The following is a 23,258-nucleotide window of genomic DNA, read 5'->3' as shown; positions in this document are numbered from 1 at the left end:
CTTCTGGGAGCACATCACCAGCTATGTTGCCGGTTCTGAAGATTTGGATACAGCAATGCAGGCCATCGACGCGTCCTGGCCCAAGTAATATAGTAGCTAGCAAGTGAATTATGGGGTGAAAGGCAATCATATTAATTTGCCTTTCACCCCAAAACTTTTTATCCTGTAATCAGCCCAAGGAGTTGGCCATGGACCTGCCGAATACCCAGAGAACACTAGATCAGTCGCTCGGGGGAAGAATCCTTGCCTTAATTGCCCGAACCCTGGTGGCAGTCAGCATCCCTTTTATTGCCTTCTATGTTTTATATCTGGGATTCCTTTTCCTGCGGGATAGTAATGCGCCGCGGGAAGTTATCACCCTGGTTGCAATTGTTTGGGGTGTTGGAGGGGTTGCCCTCCTGTACTGGATATTCAATAATCTGGTTGAGAGACTCCCCGATGCCTGGAGAACCCGGCTCCTGCCATTTGTTTTTGTTGGGCCCGCCATGGCGATCCTTTCCTGGTATTTGGCTATTCCGACATTTCGTACCTTTTGGATCAGTCTCTTCAGCCGTAACGGCCCTCCAGATGGGCTCAACCCATTGCAGCAATTAGGCAGTGAATCTTTTGTCGGCCTGGGTAATTATGTGGCTGTTTTTACACAGGATTTAATGCTCGAAGCGTTCCGCAACAACTTGATGTGGATCGTTTTTGGAAGTTCATTTTCGATCATTTTCGGCCTCTTGATTGCAGTGCTCGCCGACCGTAGCAGTTTCGAGAAAACGGCAAAAACCATGATCTTTCTTCCCATGGCGATTTCCTTCGTTGGCGCGAGTATCATCTGGAATTTCATCTATGAATACAGACCGGTCGGTCAAACACAGATCGGCCTCTTGAATTCAATCGTCACAGGTTTCGGCGGGACCCCTCAAGCCTGGCCGCAATGGGTGGCTGTTGCGCCCTGGAACAATTTATTTTTGATCGTGATCGTGGTTTGGCTGCAAGCCGGCTTTTCGATGGTCTTATTTTCAGCGGCGTTGAAAGGCATCCCCGAGGAGCTCATGGAAGCGGGCCGCCTTGATGGTGCCAGTGAGATTCAAATCTTTTTCCGCATCATGGTTCCTTATATCCGCGGTACGATCATCTCGGTCTGGACCACAGTTGTGATATTTACACTGAAGATTTTTGATGTGGTCTGGGTGATGACCGGGGGACAATTTGGCACGCATGTAATCGCAACCCAGTTTTACAGGCAGTCGTTCACCAACCGTAATTCCGGTTTCGGGTCGGCCATTGCCATCGTGCTGTTGATCGCTGTAATCCCAGTGATGATTTATAACTTGCGACAATTCAGGGAACAGGAGGCTTTCTAGGATGAACAGCGGAAAAAAACAAAAGCAACTCGGCCAAACAATTGTTAATCTAACTCTCCTCGTGCTTATCCTGCTATGGACCATTCCAACCCTGGGTATTTTTGTCTCTTCATTCCGCGCCAGGGATAAAATTGCCACTACCGGTTGGTGGAGGATTTTCCCATATCGCGACTGGCAGCATGTCAGGGATATCGATATCACGCAATTAGGGCTGGATACAAACGGGGTTATGGAGATCGAAGGCGCAACCGGAACGTTTGAGCAATTTCGGCTTGGCGTTGAAACCCCGGATGGCAAACGCATAACCTGGATCGGCAATAAACGCCTGGGCCGCGTGGAAGTGCAGGAGCGGGTCTGGACCGTCGATTGGAATTTTACGCTCGATAACTATAGACAGGTTCTGGGCGGCCAGGATTTTGAATTCAAAAAACCAGACGGCACAGTCCAAGTTGTTCCCGGCGATAATATGAGCAGCGCCTTCATGAACAGTTTGGCTGTAGCCATTCCATCTACTGTGATTCCCATTTTGATCGCAGCATTTGCAGCCTACGCCTTTGCCTGGATGAAATTCCCGGGTCGGCGCTGGATGTTTATTACGGTTGTTGCATTATTGGTTGTACCTTTGCAGATCGCCTTGGTGCCGATCTTGCGGGATTACAAGGCTTTGCATCTTAACGGTACGTTCCTGGCAATTTGGCTGGCCCATACAGGTTTTGGCCTGGCATTGGCAACTTATCTGCTCTACAACTATATTAGCTCCCTGCCGCGTGATATTTTGGAATCGGCATTTATCGACGGTGCCTCGCACTTTATGGTTTTCACCCGGCTCATATTGCCCTTGTCTGTGCCTGCATTGGCATCCTTTGCCATCTTCCAATTCCTGTGGGTGTGGAATGACTACCTGGTGGCGTTGATCTTCCTGGGCGGCAACCCGGAATTTGAATTGGTGACTCAGCGTATGGCTGCCATCGTTGGCTCGCGGGGCAGCGAATGGCACTTGTTGACGGCTGGCGCATTCGTCTCGATGGTCCTGCCGTTACTGGTCTTCTTCTCGATGCAGCGTTATTTTGTGCGCGGTCTGTTGGCAGGTTCCGTAAAGGGATGAGCGGCGAAACACAAAAAATAAAAACATCAACCGCCAAGAATTTTATTCTTGGCGGTTGATGTAAAGGAACTGGTGACTTCGTGGAGTATAGATTTCCATCAAATTTCGTCTGGGGTGTGGCCGCTTCGGCGTATCAAATTGAAGGCGCATGGAATGAAGATGGTCGCGGCGAAAGCATCTGGGATCGTTTTACCCATTCGCCCTATCACATCCAGACCGCCGGGAACGGAGACAAGGCATGTGATCATTACCATCGCATGCCTGAAGACGTGGCCCTGATTAAACAACTGGGGTTTCCCTGTTACAGTTTTACGGTTTCGTGGCCGCGCGTCGTTCCCACAGGCGAAGGCAACGCCAACAAAAAAGGGCTCGATTTTTACGACCGCCTCGTGGATGAATTGCTCAAAGCTGGTGTTCAACCCAAAACCACTCTCTATCATTGGGATCTGCCGCAAAACTTGCAAGATAAAGGCGGATGGCCCAACCGTGATACCGCTGACCGCTTTGTTGAATACGCCCGCCTCGTCTTTGACCGTTTAGGAGATCGCGTCCGATTTTGGGCCACTCACAATGAACCCTGGGTGGCCGCGTTCCTGGGCTATGCTACGGGCGTGCATGCTCCCGGCATTTGCGACTATTCGCAGGCTTATCAGGCCGCGCATCATTTATTGCTTGCTCACGGAAAAACCGTTCAATTATTTCGCGAGGGCGGATACAAAGGAGAGATCGGCCTTATTCTGAATCTCAACGGACTTGTCCCCGCCAGCGAAAGCCAGGCGGATATCGACGCGACCCAGCGTGTGCATGATGAAACCCATGCGCTGTTCCTCGACCCGGTCTTTAAGGGAGAATACCCTCAACGGTTGTTCGACTTCATTGGCACGCACCAGCCTAAGGTTAAGTCCGGAGACGTTGAACTCATCCACCAGCCTCTCGATTATTTCGGATTGAATTATTACAACACCGATCTCGTTTCGTTTGACGTCTTCGCTGGTTTGAACAAGGCGCGCATAACACCCTATAGCGCAGCGGGTTGGGGACAAACGGAAATGAAGTGGGGCATCCATCCCGCGGGATTGAAAAATGAGCTGATAAACCTCAAGGAAAATTATGGCAACCCAAAATTGTATGTGACTGAAAACGGATGTGCCATGCCTGATGTTCCAGATGAAAAAGGATTCGTTGAGGATTGGGATCGCATCCATTACATCAAATCACACATCCATATTTTGCACGAAGCAATTCAAGCTGGGGCGAATGTGCGCGGATATTTTGTCTGGAGCGTCTTCGACAACTTTGAATGGGAACGCGGTTACGGCCCGCGCTTCGGCTTGATCCGCATAAATTATGAGACCATGCAGCGCATTCCAAAACAAAGCGCGTATTGGTTCAGTGAAATTGCAAAACAAAATTCGATCTCGATATAAATTATGAAAAACGATCTCTGGTACAAAGACGCTGTTTTTTATGAAATCTCCGTGCGCGCCTTCAAAGACACCAACGGCGACGGTCATGGCGACCTGCGTGGAGTAACTTCAAAACTGGATTACCTGCAAACCCTGGGTGTGGATTGCATCTGGATCATGCCGATCTATCCCTCGCCCTTGAATGACGACGGCTACGATATTGCAGATTACTATAATGTGTCCGCAGAATTTGGCAGTCTGGATGATCTCAAGGAATTGATCGCTGCCGCACATGAACGGGATATTCGCATCGTCATGGACCTTGTGCTGAATCATACATCTGACGAACATCCCTGGTTTCAGGCTTCCCGCTCAGACCGCAACTCGCCTTATCGTGATTATTACGTCTGGAGTGATACAGACCAGAAATACATGGATGCGCGCATTATCTTTGTGGATACCGAACCCTCTAACTGGACGTGGGATGAAAAAACAGGACAATATTACTGGCATCGCTTTTACGCCAGCCAGCCCGACCTAAATTTCGACAATCCAAAAGTGCAGGAAGAAATGCTTAACGTAGCCCGCTTCTGGCTGGACCTGGGAATTGATGGCTTCCGGGCTGACGCAGTTCCCTACCTGTTCGAGCGCGAAGGCACCAACTGCGAAAACCTGCCCGAAACGCATGTCTATTTGAAGAAATTGCGCTCTTTCCTGCATGAGCATTACCCCGGCCGTATACTGCTTTGCGAGGCGAATCAATGGCCTGAGGATGTCCGTCCTTATTTTGGCGATGGCGATGAATTCCACATGGGTTTTCACTTCCCCATCATGCCGCGCATCTACATGGCCCTCAAAAAGGAACGTTACGAAGACATCGCGGAGATCATGCGCCGCACGCCTTCCATCCCCGAAAATTGCCAGTGGTGCACCTTCCTGCGTAATCACGATGAACTCACACTTGAAATGGTCACACTCTCGGAGCGCCAGTGGATGTGGGAACAGTATGCACCCGAACCACGCATGAAACTAAACCTCGGCATTCGCCGCCGACTTGGCCCCCTGCTCGATAATGACCGCCGTAAAATTGAACTCGCTAATTCCCTGTTATTTACATTGCCCGGATCACCGATCATTTATTATGGAGATGAGATCGGCATGGGAGATAACATCGACCTGCCCGACCGCAACGGTGTTCGCACCCCCATGCAATGGGATGATTCACCAAATGCAGGTTTCTCCACTGGCAAACCTTTTTCAGAATTCGTCAAAGGAAATTTGGGGTATCAACATGTGAACGTTGCCAGCCAGATCGACGATCCCGATTCGCTGTTCCATTCCATCCAAAGGATGATCGCCATCCGCAAGAAACATGCCGCGTTTGGAAGCAGCAGCATGGAATGGGTCGAAACTGGCAACCCCGCAGTTGCAGTTTACATCCGCCAGCACGATAATGACACCATGTTGATCCTCAACAACTTAAGTTCATCGCCTGAAGTGATAGAACTCCCGGCAGAATATCAAAAGAAATATTCGGACCTGTTCGCAGGTCATATACAAACCCTCGGCGAAACATTCACTCTTCAACCCTATTCCTATCTCTGGCTGCAAATGCATAAATGAAAAATAACCATCACATCTACGGCGGCATTGAGGGTGGTGGCACAAAATTTGTGTGCGTTGTGAGCCTCGGGCCGAATAATATCTGTGCAGAAGCCCGCTTCCAAACCACTACACCAGACGAGACGATGGCTCAGGTGGTCGAATTCTTTAAACAACAGGAAGTCAGCCTCGGCAAACTTGCATCCATTGGATTTGCGTGCTTCGGTCCGCTTGACCCGAATCCTGCCTCGCCTACTTATGGGCATATCCTCCCGACCCCCAAACCAGGCTGGGGCGAGGCAAATGTTGTTGGCATGTTAAGCTCAAGTTTTAACATCCCCATCAACTTTGATACCGATGTTAACGGCGCAGCTTTGGGCGAATGGCGTTGGGGCAAGGCGCAGGGACTTAAGACTTTTATCTATCTGACTATTGGCACAGGCATTGGCGGCGGTGCGTATGTGGAAGGCAAACTTCTGCATGGTTTGACCCACCCCGAAATGGGGCACATCGCAGTACGTCACGATCTTGATAAAGACCCATTTGAGGGGTCCTGCCCATTTCATTGCGACTGTTTTGAAGGTCTTGCGTCGGGCGTTGCCATTGAAAAACGCTGGGGACAGCGCGGCAGTACACTCCCAAAAGATCACCCCGCCTGGGAACTTGAAGCCGATTACATTGCACAGGCATTGGCAAGTTATTCATACACCCTCTCGCCCCAGCGGATCATTATCGGCGGAGGAGTAGGCTCATTGACGCATCTCCTGCCAAGGGTCCAGCAAAGAACGAAAGAACTTATTAATGGATACATCCAATCGCCGGTCATCCTTGAAAATATCGAATCGTATATCGTTTCTCCAGGCCTTGGAAATCGTTCGGGTATGTTGGGGGCCATCGCGCTGGCAGAGCAAGCGTTACAGAATTAGCACAAGTATTAGGGCAGGTATGTAACCTGCCAAAACTCACATTTCAAAAGAATGTCAGGCTGCAAGCCTGACCTACTTGCGTTAACATAAAAAGAGGAAAGGCTGATTTTTTGCCTTTCCTCTTTTTACTCATCACTTATTACTTATCACTGCTCACTATCTTCCTCAACGCCTCCCCAAACCTCGCGATCTCATCCAATGTATTGTAATGAGCCGCGCCCACACGCACCATGCCGCCTTTATCCAACAAGCCCAATCTTTCAACGACCGCCAGCGCGTAGTAGTGCCCATCCCAAACATAGAAGTCCGCATCGCCCAATTGTTTGGCAACATCATTTGGATGTTTTCCTTCCAATGTGAATGAAACAGTTGAAACGCGTTCATCCAATCGCTTCAAATCGGTGAGACCATAAATATGCGTCCCTTTCACAGATTGAATGGTTTCGATCAATGCGCGCGATAACTCAAACTCATACGCCTTCAAAGCGGACATGGCTTGCTTGAAAACCAGCCTGCGCCCGGAAAAGCCCGCCGCTTTCCATGCCTCGGCCTGCTCCTGCCCGAACTGGTTTCCGATCCACTCGAAATATTCCAACGCACCCAACACGCCCGCAATTCCCTCGTGATTCTGTGTGCCCGTTTCAAATTTATAAGGCAACTCATTTGAAGCGGGACGCACTTTATAAGGCTTCAACTCGTTCAATAAGTTAGATCTTCCATATAATGCACCCGCATGGGGGCCAAAGAATTTATAAGATGAACACACCAAAAAGTCACAACCCAGATCCTGCACATCAATGGGGCCATGCGGCGCGTATTGCACGGCATCAATGTAAACCAATGCACCTGCTTCCTTAGCCATTTTGGTCAACTTACGCACAGGGTTAACCGTTCCCAGCGCATTCGATGCATAACCAAAAGCTGCGATCTTCGGCTTACGTTCCATGGCTTTGGCAAACTCGTCTACTTTAAGTGTTCCATCCTCTACGTCAAAATCGACCCAGGTGATCTTGCAGCCTTTATCCTCCGCCACCAAAAGCCAGGGGGAGATATTCGCGTCATGATCGAGGCGGGTCACCACGATCTCATCTCCCGCATTCAAGTTACGCGCCAACGTCCGCGAAAAATGCAGTGAAAGTGTAGTCATGTTATTGCCAAAAATAATTTCTTCAGGCCTGGCCGCGTTGAGGAAATCTGCCATGGCGGCATGAGCTTCATGCAAAACTTCATCCGATTTGCGGCTGGTCTCGAACATGCCTTCATGATTAGCATTATTCTCCATTAAATATTGATTAATACGATCCAAGGATTGTTTTGCAATTTGAGTCCCGCCTGGGTTATCAAAGAAGACGGCAGGGCGATTTAATGAAGGAAATTGCCGACGAATCAGTTCGAGGTTTAGCGACATGTAAGGCTCCTTTAATGAAACTCAGACACTGGGGTTGTATACTGAAATTGTACCCCACAGAAAAGGAGATTTTATGTTTGACAAAATTCTGTTGGCAGTAGATGGTTCCGAACACGCTTCACATGCAGCAAAAGTAGCCGGGGATTTAGCACGATTCGTAAAAGCAAAGGAACTCCGAATCGTAATCGCCTATGAACCTGTCCCTGCTTATTTGGGAGAACCCAATTTACAGCGCGCCATCGATTCGCGCATGAACGAATCACAAGACGTTTTACATGAAGCAGAGAATATGGTTGGTCAGGTTCCGGCTGAAATTCAAAGCGAGTTGATCGAAGGCAACATCTCTGATGCGATCATCGATGTTGCAAAGACGCGCAATTGCGATTTGATCGTTATGGGTTCGCGCGGTCTGGGAAGATTGGCAGGCGCAGTGCTTGGCAGTAACAGCCAAAAGGTTGTCAGCGAGGCTCCGTGCCCGGTGCTTCTTGTGAGGTAGCAATTTCCTCCGCCTGGGCAAATTCTTCCGGCGTGTTCACGTTCCAAAAAGCCAAACCAGTTGGGTCGTAACGCCTCACATCTTCAAGTGTGAGTGTGTGTACTTTAACTTGCGGAAACCAGGCGATAACTTTCCACAGGTCTGAATCGATTGCAGATTCAATCGCAGGCAGGCAAACCTCGCGGCGATATAAGGCATGGAAAGGTTCATAGCCTTCCTCTGACTTTGCGATGACAACATCCGCTTCTTTTTCGACCATGAGTCTGCTTGCGGCTTCGAAAAAACTTTTACTAGCGAAAGGCATATCGCAGGCCGCCACAGCCACCAGCGGAGAAGTAGCAGATGCGATTGCAGTGTAGAGTCCGCCCAGGGCGCCGCGCCCAGGCTTGAGGTCGGGTATGAGGCGCAGACTTAGAAAGTCATAATCAGCGGGATGATTTGTCGTAACAATGATTTCATCTGCAATGGGAGCAAGCCGCTCGATCACACGTTGAATGAGCGGCTTTCCCAAAAAAATTTTCAAGGCTTTATCTTCGCCCATGCGGGAAGACTGCCCGCCCGCTTGAATGGCAACAGTTAACATAAATATATTATGGCACAGTTTTAACAACGATGAGAGGAGAAGCTTATGTCGCCTAGAAGAAGATCGAGAAGAGGCCAATCATCTGGTTTCCTTATCATACTGATCTTAATAGCAATCGTGGTTTGGTATATGGGGTTGATCCCGGGTCTGCCTCGCCCGGAAACCGTAATGCCAACGCTCAAAAGTCTATCCACCTTCGTTCCAGATGTAGACGAAGTTAAGACTTTGATGCCAGACCTTCCGGTGGCTGCTGGCACTTCATCACCTGCCGCGCAAACGCCTTCTTCTAGTCCGGCGGGAGGGCTGCCGGATATGCTGGATAAACCTGTGCCGGTGGTTAGTACTTTCCAGGGCTGTCCACCTGAAGGTGATGGCGGTGATCCGGACAATAATTTCCTCAAAAATCGCGTGGATGAGGGTGACTATGTTCCAGTCACTTTCGATACCATCGCTGCGCTGACCTGGCCGGAGAATACCGAGAGAAGGGATCGGGCCAACTGGTCAGATGAAGAGACGGCCATCATCAAAAAGTACGAGGGCATCCCGGTAGTAGCCGAAGGTTATATATCCGCCGCTACAGAATCCGGGCCAGAATCGACGAACTGCCACGGCACCAGCAATGAATTGGTGGATTGGCACGTTTCACTGGTAGAGAACCCGGGCGAGGATCGTTCGGTGGCCATAGTGACAGAGACGACCCCGCGGGTGCGCATCGATCACAAATGGAGCCTCGACCTGTTGCAGCCGATCATTGAAAACCAGGATCGAGTGCGTATCAGCGGCTGGTTGTTCTTCGACCCTGAACACCCGGAGCACATCGGAAAATATCGCATTACCTTATGGGAAATCCATCCTATAATGGAGATCGAAGTATTGCGAGATGGCCAATGGGTTCCATTGGATAATCTGGCAAATTAGTATCTTATCAGTGAGATTCTTGTTTTTCCCTGGCACCGTGCGGCTTAAGCCATGCCAGGGCAGGTGTGTGTGCAAGGATTTTTAAACACAAGGGACACGAAGTACACAGAGGTTTTAAGGTCTTCCTTCGTGACCTTTGTGCCCTTTGTGGTCACCTGCACTGGCGTGCAGCGCAAGTGTAAATCTTTTTCGGCTTGTCCGAGTTAGGAGATTAACATGCAAAAAGGAATCCGACTCAATGTAAAGTTATGGATCGAGGGTGAGGATGAAGCTGCCCACCATTTCGCCGATTCCACCATTCAGGCAGTAAAAAAACTCCTGTCTGATCCTCAATCCAAGTTCCCCGGCTTGAAAATTGTAGTACGCAAGATCGAAGAAGATACAAGCTGGGTAGAGGACGAATTAAAAGATAATGCATAAACTTTCTTTCCTGTGTAGTGTAGGTCGAAATGAGTGACTTGGGATCTTTCCTTGACAGCCTGACTGTTGAAGGTGAGTTATACGAAAAGCTCGAAGACAACGCCGTGCGCTGTTTCGCGTGCGGGCATCGCTGCCTGATTCGCGAGGGGAAACGCGGGATCTGCCAGGTGCGATTCAACGAAGCAGGAAAACTGCGAGTGCCGTGGGGCTATGTAGGCGCATTGCAAAGCGACCCAATCGAGAAGAAGCCTTTTTCTCACGTGATGCCAGGCACCAATGCGTTGACCTTTGGAATGTTGGGTTGCGACTACCATTGTGGTTATTGCCAAAATTGGATGACATCGCAAGCCATGCGTGACCCCGCTTCGGAGGGGGCTGGTCAATTGGTGAGAAAGATGACTCCCGCACAAATGGTGGAGCTTGCACAACGCACAAATGCTTCGGCAGTTGTCTCATCCTATAATGAGCCATTGATTACGAGCGAGTGGGCGATTGAGATATTCAAGGAAGCAAAAGCAAATGGCTTGATGTGTGCCTATGTTTCAAACGGGAATAACACACCTGAAGTCATGGAATATATCGCGCCGTATCTGGATGCTTATAAAGTCGACTTGAAATGTATGAACGATAAGAACTACCGCAAGCTGGGCGGTACATTGCAGCATACTTTGGATGGCATCAAACGTGCACGTGAAGCAGGCTTATGGGTGGAAGTGGTTACCCTGGTGATTCCTGGCTTCAATAATTCAAATGAAGAGCTATGGGATGCGGCACGTTTCCTTTCAGGATTATCGCTTGATATTCCCTGGCATGTGACGGCTTTCCATAAAGATTACAAAATGACCGAACCTGATAATACGGATGCGAAGACTTTGATCCGTGCAGCGGAGATCGGGCGTGAGGCCGGGTTGAGATTTGTGTACGCAGGGAATTTGCCGGGAAATGTTGGGGAGTATGAGGATACACTTTGCCCAGCGTGCAGTTATCGGCTTGTGAAAAGAAGCGGGTACGTCATCCACGAATATAAAATTACGGGGGAGGGAACGTGTCCAAATTGCGGGGAAAAGATCGCCGGCCTATGGCCTAAAAACCCCTCCACAGTAGGGTTAAATGGGATTGGATATCCAATCCCTATATGGTAGATTTGGTTATTGTTGTATAATTTATGATGTCAGGAGGCGTGAGGAAAGAAAATCTGATTTCCTCTATACTCCATTAAACTATTTTCTCTTTAAGGAGGAGAAACGTGAAACGAAACCTTTCTGTCCTACTTTCGTTGATGGTGCTTGCGAGCGTTTTGCTTGCGGCTTGTGGCGCTCCTGCCACAGCGGCACCGACGGAAGCCCCCGCAGCTACGGATGCCCCCGCGGCAACCGAAGAAGCTCCAGCGGCTTGTGCACCGGCAGTTACAGGCTGGGACCCGACCACTGCAGATACCGGCGCCAAGGGCATCACTATTGCCTTTGAGCAGGAACCTGACCAAGCTGTCGGCACTTTCAGCAACATGAGCTTTGCCGCCTGGATTTGGCAGATGTACGGTATTGGTCCTGGCAAGTGGGACAACAACAACGAGCTGGTTGCCTATGCCGCGGAAGAAGTCCCCACTGCCGAAAATGGTGGCGTATCTGCTGATGGCCTTACACTGACCTGGAAACTCAAGGATTGTGTCTTCTGGTCCGATGGTGAGCAAGTCACCTCCGCCGACTATGTCTTCACCTGGCAGGCTATCATGGACGAGGGCAATGCCCCGATCAGCCGCGCTGGCTATGACAAAATCGCCAGCATCGATACGCCCGATGATCTGACTGTGGTGATTCACTTCAGTGAGCTCTACCCGGCCTGGCCACTGCTCTTCGATTTGGGCCCCAACAACATCGGTGGCGGCTTGCTGCCTGCTCATATCTTCGAGGGCAAGACTGCGCTCGAGACCGACCCGGTCATGCACCAACCCAATTGGGCCGCCGGACCTTTCGCCATCAAGGAATGGATACCAGGCGATCATATGACGCTGGTACGCAATCCCAACTACTTTGGTGATGCGGCGCTTCTCGACTACATCAACATCAAGTTCGTTCCAGATCCTGAAGCCGGTCTGGCTGCTTTGCAGGCTGGCGATGTAGACCTGATGGTCAACCTCGCTGAATCTGACATTGAGACGGTCAAAGGCCTTGAGGCACAAGGCATCAAACTGCGCGTTGATCCCACCCCTGAATTTGAGCATCTGTTCTTCAACCTAGGCACCGTTGCTGGCGTCACCCTGCCTGACGGTACTGTGACCGGCCAGAGCGATGTAGATGGCTTCTGCCCGTTCAAGGATGTCAACGTTCGCAAGGCGATCATGCTTGGTATCGACCGCCTCACCTTCATCGAGGAGTACTTGAAAGAGGATGAGGCCGCGTTCATCGCCTCGTTGTGGCCGAACTCCTACTGGTACAACACAGAGTTGACCCCGTATCCATATGATCCGGCTCAGGCCAACGAGTTGTTGGATGCAGCAGGTTACGCTGTCGGTGCCGATGGAATCCGTGAAGGCACCTGTGATGGCCAACCGGTCAAGTTCTCACTCGGCATCGAGACCACCACCGCCCAACGACGCGTAGATAACGTCCTGGCGATCCAGGCGAGCCTCAGGGAAATCGGGATCGATATAAAGCCGAACCATCTGCCCGCTGGTACCTACTTCGGCTCGTATGGCGAGGGTGCAGACCTGCAAACCGGTAATTTCGATATGGGCATCTATACCACCGGCTTCTACCCCGATCCTGACACCGGCGACACCTTCCTTTGCTCAGGTGTGCCCTTCGCGGATAAGCCGACTGGGCAGAACAATTACCACTTCTGCGATCCCGCGCTGGATGAATTGTTCGCGCAGGGCCTGGCCTCTTCTGACGCGGCCACCCGCAAGGAAGCCTATGACGCGATTCAGAAGTACCAATACGACAACGTGCTCTTCGTCCCATTGTATGCGCGTGCCAATGTTTACGCATTTGCGGACACTTTGGTCTACCCGGAAACCTCAGGCTACACAGGTGGAGGTTTTGGTTCTTGGGCCGCTGAGTACTACGACACCACCAAGTAAACTTCCCGTCTAGAAACACAAGAATAGACCTGTGGCGCCAATGGTGCCACAGGTCTACCACCAAGCCATCATTTGTGCGAATCCTAGGGCGTTGGGATTACTAATTGACTACCGTTCTGGCGTTGAGATCATTTACAGGATAGTAGAAAGGAAAGAGGCATGTGGTCTTATATAGTTCGCCGTATTGTGCAAGCAATATTCATATTATTCATCATTACCTTGCTGTGTTTCCTTCTCACACATTATTCTTCTGACCCGATGGCGCAATATGCCAATCGACCAGGCCTGACTGCTGCCGATAGGGAAAGGATTGCCCACAATCTTGGCCTGGATCAGCCGGTCTTCCCGAACCAATACGTCAAGTGGCTTGGCCTTGCGATGCAAGGGGATCTGGGCGATTCTTTTTTCTCGAAGCAGCCTGTTCTCCTGATGATCAAACAACGCCTGCCCATGACCTTGATTCTGATGGGCACCGCTGAATTCTTCATCATCCTTGTTTCTCTTGGTCTCGGATTGGTGGCGGCAATCAAGCAGTATTCCTTTACTGATAACGTGATCACCTCCTTATCCTTCATCGGATACTCGATGCCGATTTTCTTCATTGCTCTCGGTAGCATTATGCTCTTCGCGGTGTATTTCAAACGCTGGGGTCTGCCTTATCTGCCAACCGGCGCGGATATCTGGGATCCCAAAAACCCGGTCGAGATGATCCGTCATCTCATCCTGCCAGTTTTCTGTCTCGTGGCAATCCAGACCGCAGCTTATGCTCGTTTCCTGCGGTCGAGTATATTGGAAGTGTTGGGCCTGGACTACATTCGTACCGCTCACGCGAAGGGCTTAACCCGACGCGTCGTGTTGTACAAGCATGCTTTGCGCAATGCGATCCTGCCCTTTGTCACCATCATTGGTCTCGATATTCCTTTCCTAATGGGCGGCGCGCTGGTCACCGAATCCGTCTTTTCGTGGCCTGGCATGGGGCGGCTATTCTGGGAATACGCCCAGCGCGGTGATTACCCGGTTGTTTTAGGAGTGCTCCTGCTGACATCCACCGGGGTAGTTTTCTTCACAATTATTGTTGACGTGTTGTATACAGTCGTCGACCCCCGTATCCGCTTGAGCTAGGAGAAATTACATGGCTATCAATCCTGATATCGTTGAGTCGCCCGTTATCGCCACTGAGTTCCTTAAGGCGGAAGGCAAGGTGCCGCTCACCCCTGGTCAGTTGGTATGGCGCCGCTTCCGCAAGCACCGCATGGCCCTGCTGGGCGGAATCGGGGCCGTTCTTCTGCTGATCTTTATCATTGGTGGGTCAATTATTGTCCCCGAAAGCAGTGCCAATGAAACCGATCTGAAGGCTCGCTTGACTGGTCCGACGAGCGAGCACTGGTTTGGCACTGATAGCGTGGGCCGCGATGTCTTCAATCGTATCATTTACGGCGGACAGATATCGCTTTTCATCGGAATTCTTTCCGTATTTATTGCGGTTACCCTAGGTACAATCATCGGTGGGACCGCTGCCTATTATGGCGGCTGGGTTGACGCCGTCCTGATGCGTTTCACCGAGGCAATGCTTGCCATTCCATCCCTGTTCCTGCTGATTGTGCTGGCAAAGTTCATTGGCCGCGAGGTCGGCCAGGTTGTCATATTTGGGCGCACTTTCAGCGGCAGCATCGGCATCGTGATCCTCGTGATCGGACTCACCTCCTGGATGTACCTCGCCCGTATCGTGCGTGCCAATGTGCTTTCGCTGAAGGAGCTGGATTATGTTTCGGCATCCAGGGCTCTTGGTGCAAGCGACAGTCGGATTTTCTTCAGCCACCTGGTACCAAACACGCTGGGGCCCATTATTGTTTCGACCACGCTGGGTCTGGCGAGCGCAATCCTCACAGAAGCATACGTTTCCTTCCTCGGCCTTGGCGTTCAGCAGCCGACTTCCACCTGGGGCAACATGATGCAACAGGCGCAGTCCTTCCTGATCCGCGGCGCGTGGTGGATGTGGGTATTCCCCAGTGCGTTTATCATTGCCATCATTCTATGCATCAACCTCGTCGGTGATGGTTTGCGCGATGCTTATGACCCGCGCAGCAACCGCCACGTGTAATCCATAGATCACCATCTCCCTTGTAACACTTCCCTCAGTTACAATTGGTTACAGCAGGATGAATTCGATTCCATCATCCTGCTGTATTTTTTTGCCCATCATGTTAAAAAAGACAATAAGGTTTCTCTACAGCACTGCGCTTCTGTTGACCATCGGCTTGCTCCTGCCCAGGTTTGTGGTTGTGATCTTTGCTGCTCCGCGCACATTCAGCATAGAAAATGTTCCGTCAGCACGAGTGGCAATTGTCTTTGGGGCAGGTTTGCTGCGTGATGGTTCCGCAGGGCCCGTTCTACGTGACCGCGTGGAAACGGCTGTGAAGTTATATCAACAGGGCAAAGTGGACAAGTTGCTGATGAGCGGCGATAATCGCATCACCGCATACAACGAGCCTGAAGCCATGCGTCAATATGCGCTCGACCTCGGCGTGCCAAATGAGGATATCGTGCTTGATTACGCAGGCCGCCGTACTTACGATACTTGTTATCGTGCAAAAGCCATCTTCCAGGTTGATTCTGCAATCCTTGTCACACAGGCGTTTCATTTGCCGCGCGCCTTGTTTTTATGCAATTGGTTTGGTGTGGAATCCACCGGTGTGGAGGCGAACAACCATTACTTCCTCAAGCGTTTTCGCGCCTACTGGAACTTCCGTGAATTGTTTGCCAACTTTCACTTTCAGGCGGTATGGGATGTAATGATCGCAAAGCCTTTGCCTGTGCTTGGAGAGTCTGAACCGATTGAATGACTTTATCCACAGATTGCACAGATGAGCGCAGATTTCTTATTAAAATTTCCAATCTGCAAAATCTGCGCAATCTGTGGATTGCACTCGAACGCTCTTAAAATCTAAAATGGAGAACACAATGAACCGTGATGAAGCCCTTGCCCTTGTGCGTGAATTCGTCAAAAGTGAAAGCCTTGTACGCCACATGCTTTCTGTAGAAACTGCCATGCGGTTTTATGCAGATAAGTATGGTGAAGATGTCGAACTATGGGGATTGATCGGCTTGCTGCATGATTTTGATTGGGAGGTCCACCCAACTTTGGAGGGGCATCCGCAAAAGGGTTCAGCGACCCTGCGTGAGCGCGGTGTGAGCGAGGAAGTTATCCAGGATATCCTAAGCCATGCGGATCATACCGGTATCCCGCGTGATACGATCCGAAGAAAAGCTCTTGCTGCTTGTGACGAGGTAACGGGTCTCATCACTGCCGTGGCACTGGTGCGTCCGTCCCGTTCCTTATATGACCTTGAAGCAAGTTCGGTCAAAAAGAAATGGAAGGATAAGGCTTTCGCCGCTGGCACGGATCGTGGTGAAATGGAACATGCCGCGCAGGAACTCGGCGTGGAACTTTGGGAGCATGTGGGCAATGTGATCCAGGCCATGCGAAAGATCGCGCCAGAATTGGATCTTGTAGGAAACATGACTCCATAATATCTAAAGTTATGACTGAGTTTTTATATCTATCTTTCCATTAGCCATGCGAATGCAGCCTCGATGTCTTTGAATACTTTATAAGGCAGGCCGCGGTTACGCACCGTAGTTTCAAAGAACAACATATCTTCTTCAAGTTTTGGGTCGGCCGCGGAATACACTACTGCTACCTTCGTACTGACCTTCCTGAATTTCTGCCGCTTCTCGCGAATTTCCCTTGCATGATCGAAGATATCAATCACGGACATGTTTAGATGAAGCTCTCGGATATCCAATAAGGCCTTTTGAGCGTCTGTGGTATCCACCATTTCCATGATCTGATGGATCATGGTATTGTCGGTCTCAGGCTCCCATTCCCCTCTTGGAACCGCAATGACGATCTTATGTTCTTCGTCCAGGTGAATGGAGTATTCCATGGAGCGGCCTCCATCAAACGAAATAGGGAAAGTTGTGGGATGGATTATATCTCTGAAAATAGTGGGACACTCAAAATATTTTATAATCAACCCATGCTGATCAAACGCCTCGAACTCCTGACCGATGACCTGATTGTCCAAAGGGAATATTATGCCAACGTTTTGGAATTGCCCGCCCACCTCGAGGATGATTTCCTGCTCGTAAAAGCGAGCAGGACGGACCTGGTCTTCAAACAAGCGCCTTCCAATTGGAACGGTGCATACCATTTTTGTTTCAATATTCCTGAGAATCAATTTCCACAGGCCAAGGCATGGCTTTCGAAGAGAATCCCGCTTTTGAAGGATGACAAGGGAAACGATGAATTCCAAAGCCAGACCTGGAACGCCACCTCTTTATATTTCAAAGACGCGGCTGGAAACATCCTTGAATTCATCGCCAGGCATGACCAGAAAAACGCGGTTGAAACCCCATTCAACAGCGAACAGATATTACAGGTCAGTGAGATCGGCCTGCCTTCAAAAGATGTGATCGCATTCGTCAAAGACTTGTGTGAAAAACTGGGAGTCTCGGTTTACAAGCAGGAACCCAATGAAACCTTCACCCCCATTGGTGATGAAGACGGGTTGCTCATCCTGCCAATTGAGAACCGCATCTGGTATCCCAACACAGGCGTGCCTGCGCGGATGCTCCCCATAAAGGTGGATATTGCATCATCTCCGAAAGGGCAAGCCAACGAAAGAGAGTTCACGCTGAGTGGCGTGCCGTATAAATTCGTTTGATAAATTTCCCGTTAGACCGGACAAACCACTCACTGAAAGATCCAAAACGCAATAGCAAAAAGTATGAAAATGCCTCCGAGCAGAAAGAGGCTGGAGTCGCCGCCTTTTTCGAGTATAGCTCTCTGTGGATCCTCGGGGTCGTAATAAACTGTGACTGAACTATCAATGGGGAACTTCTTAACTTTTTCCTGCGCGGCAGAGATGCCTGTATCTTCAATTCCCATCAACTCAGCCACAGTGACCTTGTTTGAACGATGGATGATGCCAAGCACAGAGTATTCATATTCGATGTGCGCGTAATACTTGATATCGTTCCCTCCTGTGCGCGTTACTTTGGAGGTCTTGATCTGTCCTATAGTAGAAACCCAATTGGAGGTTTGATTCGATCTTCGGTAGGTCATCCAGCCTGAAAAGATAATTGCCAGGCCGATCAGGAAAAACACTCCTGAACAAATTGTTGGTGACATAGACATGCCAGCCTCCTTTGAGATGTGTCATTATATGGCAAAACCTGCATCATCCAGACAGGCAAGATTCCATTGACCATCGGCGTGTTTGGCACGTTGAAAATCAACTGCAAGCTCCTGAATTAAGCCTGGTCAGAATCGATAAATAAGCGCGGCGACGAGCAGACAGCAACCGATACTGAAAACAGCCACAGAGCCCACTGCGAGCAGGATGATCGTAGTCTTTGACAAGCCCGCACCGGAGCTCGAAGGTACCCTCGTGGCATACTCCATCTCAGGCGCGTTGACCCTTGCCTTTTCGATCTCTGCCAGCAATTCATCCGCAGTGGGAATGGAGAATTCTTCCGTATATCCATTATCGAATTTCACGATAAGGAAATTCCCCGATTTCGAAATGGACTTGATATGCGAGAGCGGAAACCATTCCTCGATGAATAAATTCTTGAAGATCAGGCGCCTGTCTGTGAGCGTGACAGCCAAACCCCTGCTGTATCCGTAACGCATGACGATACCCTGCTTGAGGATGGTCTCGTTTTGCAAAAGGGTGGGGTTTGAGGGGAGCATGGGGCGAGTATACAGCATGTTTTGGGGATACAATAAGGGCACAGGAATATTCCGAAAGTCAACTGCCCTTTATCCTCAATGTCCGTAGGGATGCCGTGGCAATATGACCTCTTGAGATTCACCAGTAAAAGAGTATTTTGACGCATAATTCTGACCACGGCTCTCAATAAGGGAATAGGAAATCCATGCCCGTATCCAAATCCTGTATGGTCAATAATTAGCTGACAAAAAAGATTCTCGATTTTAATGTTAGGTAATTCGATGCGTAGTACAATCCGATTACATAGCATATATTTTGTTTGGGTTGGATAATTGTGCAAAATCTATAACGAGATAAAATGGTCTACACTGCGATTTCCTAGGCTCGCCTAATGAGAGAGGAGTTAGGATGAAAAATCTAAGAAAATCCCGCGTGTATAACACCATCCAAAGCCTGTTTTATCTGGCCCTTTTGGTGGCTTTGGCCTTGTTCATAATCAAAGACCAGGGGGCAAGAAACACCATTGGTGCGTTTGGGCTCGCTCTTCTGTGGATCATTATCACCTTTGGATCTTTACTAATTGTAGCGCGATGGTGGCGACACCAGCAAGCTCCTACCATCCACCCTTTTCTCAATGCTACTGGCGATAGGGAAAACAAGGAGAAGTATGATGCTCTGGCGTTGAACTTCTCTGAGTTGCTTCAGCTTGAGATGCAACGTATTAGAGAGGTGCTCACTATACCGGAATCGATCTCGGCGTATAAATTGGCGTTGAAGCAAGGCGTGGTTCCCGGCCCAATCAGTATTTCCCCTCGTGGCGCTGGACCCGGTAGCACACGAGTAGAAGATGAACTGGTTGAAACATTAAAGGGGATAGGGGCTTTTTCCATTGGATCAGTAAGCCTGCCACTGGGTGGCCTGCTATATCTGATTGTGCAGGCTTTTCAGGGTGGCGGAATTAGTGGGAGGCTTCAAAAGTTTGGGAGCATATGGATGATTGTAGCCTCATTCGAGGACCGTACCTATGAATTGCGCAGCGATGAACTGCCTGAGAAGGAGCAGAATGAGGACTCAATTGCGAGAGCATTGGCGCGCCAGCTTGCGTATATGATGAGTTCCGATCTCGCTGACTTTTCACCTTCTCGGTGGCAGAGTTTTCGAGAAGTGGTTGACGGACTCGGGGACTATAAACGCTACTGGCAAAGTGGGGCACAAAATTTCATCGCCCTGGATGCTGCACGACAGCACTTTGAAAAAGCTATTGTTGAAGATAGTGAGTATGCCTGGGCTTACTATAACTTAGGTCAACTTTACGAGGACACAGGGAACTCGAACTCGGCATTCGAAATGTACAAGTTGGCAACCCAAAAAGAACCAAATATGCGCGAAGCCCATTTTAAATTGGGACAAGCCTATTTTGCCTTTGGGCAAAACTATCTTGAATTAAAACAAATCTCTATTGCAAAGGACTATATTCTAAATGCTATTAGAGCTGGAGAGCGTGTAGTAGCAAAGAGCACTAAGCACCCCTTTCCGCTCGCTCGTGCTGAACTTGGGCATTGGCTGGGGCGTTATAGCGATTCTTTGATCTCTGAAAATTTGGAAAATTTCGGTATAGCGCGGGACTATTGCAATCAGGCGCTTAAGCAATTGAAGGCTGCAAATAAAGAATACGCCTACTTGATTAGGCAGGAACGCCACCGAATGAATTATTCGGAAAAGCGATTGGCTAGCTTGAGGAAATACGCCATTATTTCACTCAAGGAACTTAGTCGGACCTATCAGATATTAATGAACATCCTCGAGCTCGAAGCAACTTCTCAGGGAAAGGGGAATCAGCAGAAAATTGAAATAATACGCAGAAAATGGGAGAGTGCCCTGCTAGAACGCCTGAAGTTGGACAAGGAAGATAGCGCCGCGCTCGGTGAACTCGGTAGATTTCATCTTGAACGAAAGATTTATCCAAAGGCCCGAGAATACCTGGAGAAGGCTCATGCGATTAACCCTGAAGATAACACGATCATCTTAATATTGGCGGCAACCTATCTAAATCCTGCCTACGATGATCTTACGAACATGATTAATGAATATCGGAAAGACATGGCAGGGTGGCAAAAAAATTGGCCGGAACAACGTATTAACACTACTCAAACTCAGCTTGCTAAAGCAGAAATTTGCTATCGATCTGTATTTCGAATCATCAGGGACCTCGGGGAGAATGACCAAAGCATTTTAACCGAGAGCCTGAAAGGGCTGGCAGATACTTATCGTGCCCAAGCTTGGATTCAGTATGTACAAAGTAAACCAATTCAAGACTGGATCTTTTGGCTTGAATTGGCCAAACGTTTCCTGGGTAAAGCAATAGTGCTTAACCCATTTGACGCTGAAAACTATGACAATTTGGCTGCCATCTACCAGCTCGAATCAGAATACTATAGTGAGGAGCAAAAAAACTCATTGCCAGACAAAGGGGAAGTGATTAACCAAGAAATTGACGTATCCATAGCCCCCGAAAATATTAAGACATCTATTGAGACAATTAATATGATGGAGGAAGTTTATGCGACTCTTAGAGATTGTATACTTCAGTTCCAGGAATCAAAAGACACCGCACAGATTGTAATGAGACTGGCAATCAGCTCACCAGAAGAAAGAGCCGGTATAACTCTGGCAATCAAATCCTTTGAAGACCCTGTGAGTCAGGAAATTGTAAGACAACTGCTGACCGATGGTGACTTAAACTGGCCCTTAGTAGCCAAGGCGAAGGTTACACCTATAACACGGTCCTACCTCTGGGCCGCTGCCTGGATGTTCCTTAGATTCGATAAGGAAAATTCCAAAAATGTTATTCGGTATTTAGAAAAAGCTCTGGAAATAGCGGGGTTCTTCGAGGCAGATCTTGTTAATTATGATTTGGCAAATATTTATAGGAGTTTGAAGAAGTGGAACAAAGCAAGGGAGCATATCAATAAAATCGAAGAGGCCGACCCCTATTATTGGCAAAGTTGGATTGGCCTGGCAGATGCTCTTTTTAGTGAAAACAAACTGGATGAAGCAGAAAGCGCTTATCTTCAAGCTATCTACGCAGCCGGCACTAACATATACCATCTTGCCCAATCGTGGGCATCGTACGCTGATGTACTCAGGAGCAAGAAAAGATATGATGACGCCATAAAGTTCTGCCAGAATGCAATCAACCTGGTACCAGCGTATCCCTACCCATACAGAGTATTGGCTCTAATCTACTATAACCTGTATGATTATGATCGCTCCATGGAATATTGGAAGCGTGCTGCAGAGTTGGCCGGGGATTTAGATCAGCCCCTCCCTCACCAGGGGCTGGGTGATGCTTATAATGCCAAGGCTGCCAGTTCAACCAACTCGGACGTAGCAAATGCCTGGCGCAAACAAGCCGTGCACGAATATCGACGAGCCATCCAGTTGCTCGGTCCGGAAGAGATAGATGATAAAGTAAACACGCAAACTATATTGGGAGACGTCCTGGCAGATTTGAAGCAGTACAGCGAGGCGGAAATCGCATATTTGGGTGCACTAGAGTTATCCAAGAGGACACCAGAAGATTATAGTCTTCATATGAAACTTGCCAATGTGTATGTTAAACGTGGCATCTACGCCGACGCACGATCAGAATACCAAAAAGGCATCCAACTACTTGATAAGCAAATCAAGGAAGCTAATGAAAAAGGTGATAAGGAAGAAGTTCTGCAACTAACTGGCAGACTGGCTGAGGCTTGTAACCAGTTGGCATATGACTTACATGCTGAGAGGGGAATTAATCTGGAGGAAGGTCTGGAACTGGTCAATCGTGCCTTGACAGAACTCGAGCAAAGTGGGTTGGATGAAAGAGCTAAAAGGAATCAGCGTGGTAACTACCTGGATACACGAGGCTGGCTTTATTATCGTCAGGGAAATTACGACACGGCAAAAGGCGATTTGGAAGAAGCCCTTTCACTGACCATGGGTACTGTTTATGAGCATGGACATCTGGCACTACTATACGAGTATCTAGCCGAGTCCAAACAAGACGAAGCGGAACGCAAGCGTTTACAAATGATGTCTAAGGAACAATGGAGCTTTGCTTTTGCGCTGGATCATGAAGGAATATGGGATAAGTACAAGCCACCTTCATCAATAGAGGTTGGTGGCCGTCCTGGCCTTTGATTTCTTCGCAGACTTTACCACAGCCTTCATCCCTTTCTATGGC

21 protein-coding genes are annotated in these 23,258 nt (G+C 49.2%); 16 read left to right on the top strand and 5 right to left on the bottom strand.

From position 1 onward, the window contains the following. Nucleotides 1-188: 188 nt before the first annotated feature. The 5 genes from AC14M5_RS00295 to AC14M5_RS00275 all read left to right on the top strand — a co-directional run bounded on the left by AC14M5_RS00295 (nucleotide 189) and on the right by AC14M5_RS00275 (nucleotide 6,391). A complete protein-coding gene (locus tag AC14M5_RS00295; RefSeq protein ID WP_484027614.1) occupies nucleotides 189-1,352 on the top strand; it encodes a carbohydrate ABC transporter permease in 1,164 nt (387 codons plus the stop codon). Between the two features lies 1 nt (nucleotide 1,353). After that, the gene (locus AC14M5_RS00290) at nucleotides 1,354-2,457 is read left to right on the top strand and encodes a carbohydrate ABC transporter permease (RefSeq protein ID WP_484027613.1); all 1,104 of its coding nucleotides are present in this window, start codon (nucleotides 1,354-1,356) and stop codon (nucleotides 2,455-2,457) included. An 80-nt stretch (nucleotides 2,458-2,537) separates the two neighbouring features. After that, a complete protein-coding gene (locus AC14M5_RS00285) occupies nucleotides 2,538-3,884 on the top strand; it encodes a GH1 family beta-glucosidase (protein ID WP_484027612.1) in 1,347 nt (448 codons plus the stop codon). 3 nt (nucleotides 3,885-3,887) lie between these two features. Further along, nucleotides 3,888-5,486, top strand: a complete 1,599-nt coding sequence (gene treS, locus AC14M5_RS00280; RefSeq protein ID WP_484027611.1) for a maltose alpha-D-glucosyltransferase — start codon at nucleotides 3,888-3,890, stop codon at nucleotides 5,484-5,486. Beyond that, entirely contained in the window at nucleotides 5,483-6,391 is a 909-nt protein-coding gene (locus tag AC14M5_RS00275; RefSeq protein WP_484027610.1) for an ROK family protein, read from the top strand. The genes treS and AC14M5_RS00275 overlap by 4 nt, the downstream gene beginning before the upstream one ends. Nucleotides 6,392-6,530: 139 nt before the next feature. Here AC14M5_RS00275 and AC14M5_RS00270 read toward each other — a convergent pair whose 3' ends face one another. Next, nucleotides 6,531-7,799 (bottom strand): cysteine desulfurase-like protein, encoded by a 1,269-nt coding sequence (locus tag AC14M5_RS00270; protein ID WP_484027609.1) that lies wholly within the window; start codon nucleotides 7,797-7,799, stop codon nucleotides 6,531-6,533. A gap of 73 nt (nucleotides 7,800-7,872) precedes the next feature. On the opposite strand from AC14M5_RS00270, the gene AC14M5_RS00265 reads away from it, so the two are divergent. Then, nucleotides 7,873-8,295 carry a universal stress protein gene (locus AC14M5_RS00265; RefSeq protein WP_484027608.1) on the top strand — a complete coding sequence of 141 codons (423 nt, stop codon included), beginning with the start codon at nucleotides 7,873-7,875 and terminating at the stop codon, nucleotides 8,293-8,295. On the opposite strand, the gene mobA is transcribed toward AC14M5_RS00265, so the two are convergent. Beyond that, nucleotides 8,258-8,878, bottom strand: coding sequence for a molybdenum cofactor guanylyltransferase (mobA, locus tag AC14M5_RS00260; protein WP_484027607.1), 621 nt, complete (start codon nucleotides 8,876-8,878; stop codon nucleotides 8,258-8,260). The genes AC14M5_RS00265 and mobA overlap by 38 nt on opposite strands. Before the next feature lie 168 nt (nucleotides 8,879-9,046). On the opposite strand from mobA, the gene AC14M5_RS00255 reads away from it, so the two are divergent. The 8 genes from AC14M5_RS00255 to AC14M5_RS00220 all read left to right on the top strand — a co-directional run bounded on the left by AC14M5_RS00255 (nucleotide 9,047) and on the right by AC14M5_RS00220 (nucleotide 16,826). Continuing rightward, nucleotides 9,047-9,796 (top strand): hypothetical protein, encoded by a 750-nt coding sequence (locus tag AC14M5_RS00255; protein ID WP_484027606.1) that lies wholly within the window; start codon nucleotides 9,047-9,049, stop codon nucleotides 9,794-9,796. A gap of 216 nt (nucleotides 9,797-10,012) precedes the next feature. Continuing rightward, nucleotides 10,013-10,216: a hypothetical protein gene (locus tag AC14M5_RS00250; RefSeq protein WP_484027605.1), complete on the top strand. Its 204-nt coding sequence runs from the start codon at nucleotides 10,013-10,015 to the stop codon at nucleotides 10,214-10,216. Between the two features lie 29 nt (nucleotides 10,217-10,245). Further along, nucleotides 10,246-11,358 (top strand): AmmeMemoRadiSam system radical SAM enzyme, encoded by a 1,113-nt coding sequence (gene amrS / locus AC14M5_RS00245; RefSeq protein ID WP_484027604.1) that lies wholly within the window; start codon nucleotides 10,246-10,248, stop codon nucleotides 11,356-11,358. Between the two features lie 104 nt (nucleotides 11,359-11,462). After that, nucleotides 11,463-13,295: a peptide ABC transporter substrate-binding protein gene (locus AC14M5_RS00240; protein ID WP_484027603.1), complete on the top strand. Its 1,833-nt coding sequence runs from the start codon at nucleotides 11,463-11,465 to the stop codon at nucleotides 13,293-13,295. A 159-nt stretch (nucleotides 13,296-13,454) separates the two neighbouring features. Beyond that, nucleotides 13,455-14,417 carry an ABC transporter permease gene (locus AC14M5_RS00235; protein WP_484027602.1) on the top strand — a complete coding sequence of 321 codons (963 nt, stop codon included), beginning with the start codon at nucleotides 13,455-13,457 and terminating at the stop codon, nucleotides 14,415-14,417. A 10-nt stretch (nucleotides 14,418-14,427) separates the two neighbouring features. Beyond that, a complete protein-coding gene (locus AC14M5_RS00230; protein WP_484027601.1) occupies nucleotides 14,428-15,396 on the top strand; it encodes an ABC transporter permease in 969 nt (322 codons plus the stop codon). Nucleotides 15,397-15,496: 100 nt separating this feature from the next. Next, on the top strand, nucleotides 15,497-16,138 hold the full coding sequence (locus tag AC14M5_RS00225; RefSeq protein ID WP_484027600.1) for a SanA/YdcF family protein: 642 nt from the start codon (nucleotides 15,497-15,499) through the stop codon (nucleotides 16,136-16,138). 118 nt (nucleotides 16,139-16,256) lie between these two features. Further along, a complete protein-coding gene (locus AC14M5_RS00220) occupies nucleotides 16,257-16,826 on the top strand; it encodes an HDIG domain-containing metalloprotein (RefSeq protein ID WP_484027599.1) in 570 nt (189 codons plus the stop codon). 29 nt (nucleotides 16,827-16,855) lie between these two features. On the opposite strand, the gene AC14M5_RS00215 is transcribed toward AC14M5_RS00220, so the two are convergent. Continuing rightward, on the bottom strand, nucleotides 16,856-17,242 hold the full coding sequence (locus tag AC14M5_RS00215; protein WP_484027598.1) for a hypothetical protein: 387 nt from the start codon (nucleotides 17,240-17,242) through the stop codon (nucleotides 16,856-16,858). 39 nt (nucleotides 17,243-17,281) lie between these two features. On the opposite strand from AC14M5_RS00215, the gene AC14M5_RS00210 reads away from it, so the two are divergent. After that, nucleotides 17,282-18,022: a VOC family protein gene (locus tag AC14M5_RS00210; RefSeq protein ID WP_484027597.1), complete on the top strand. Its 741-nt coding sequence runs from the start codon at nucleotides 17,282-17,284 to the stop codon at nucleotides 18,020-18,022. Between the two features lie 29 nt (nucleotides 18,023-18,051). On the opposite strand, the gene AC14M5_RS00205 is transcribed toward AC14M5_RS00210, so the two are convergent. Continuing rightward, nucleotides 18,052-18,495 carry a DUF3592 domain-containing protein gene (locus AC14M5_RS00205; RefSeq protein WP_484027596.1) on the bottom strand — a complete coding sequence of 148 codons (444 nt, stop codon included), beginning with the start codon at nucleotides 18,493-18,495 and terminating at the stop codon, nucleotides 18,052-18,054. A 126-nt stretch (nucleotides 18,496-18,621) separates the two neighbouring features. Then, complete coding sequence (locus AC14M5_RS00200) at nucleotides 18,622-19,053, bottom strand: hypothetical protein (protein ID WP_484027595.1); 432 nt, start codon at nucleotides 19,051-19,053, stop codon at nucleotides 18,622-18,624. Nucleotides 19,054-19,441: 388 nt separating this feature from the next. On the opposite strand from AC14M5_RS00200, the gene AC14M5_RS00195 reads away from it, so the two are divergent. Further along, nucleotides 19,442-23,215, top strand: coding sequence for a tetratricopeptide repeat protein (locus tag AC14M5_RS00195; RefSeq protein WP_484027594.1), 3,774 nt, complete (start codon nucleotides 19,442-19,444; stop codon nucleotides 23,213-23,215). The last annotated feature ends 43 nt before the right edge of the window (nucleotides 23,216-23,258 follow it).

This window comes from Candidatus Villigracilis sp., assembly GCF_057083605.1.
Note: the sequence above shows the minus strand (reverse complement) of the source record. Positions and strands in the feature narration are given on the sequence as shown.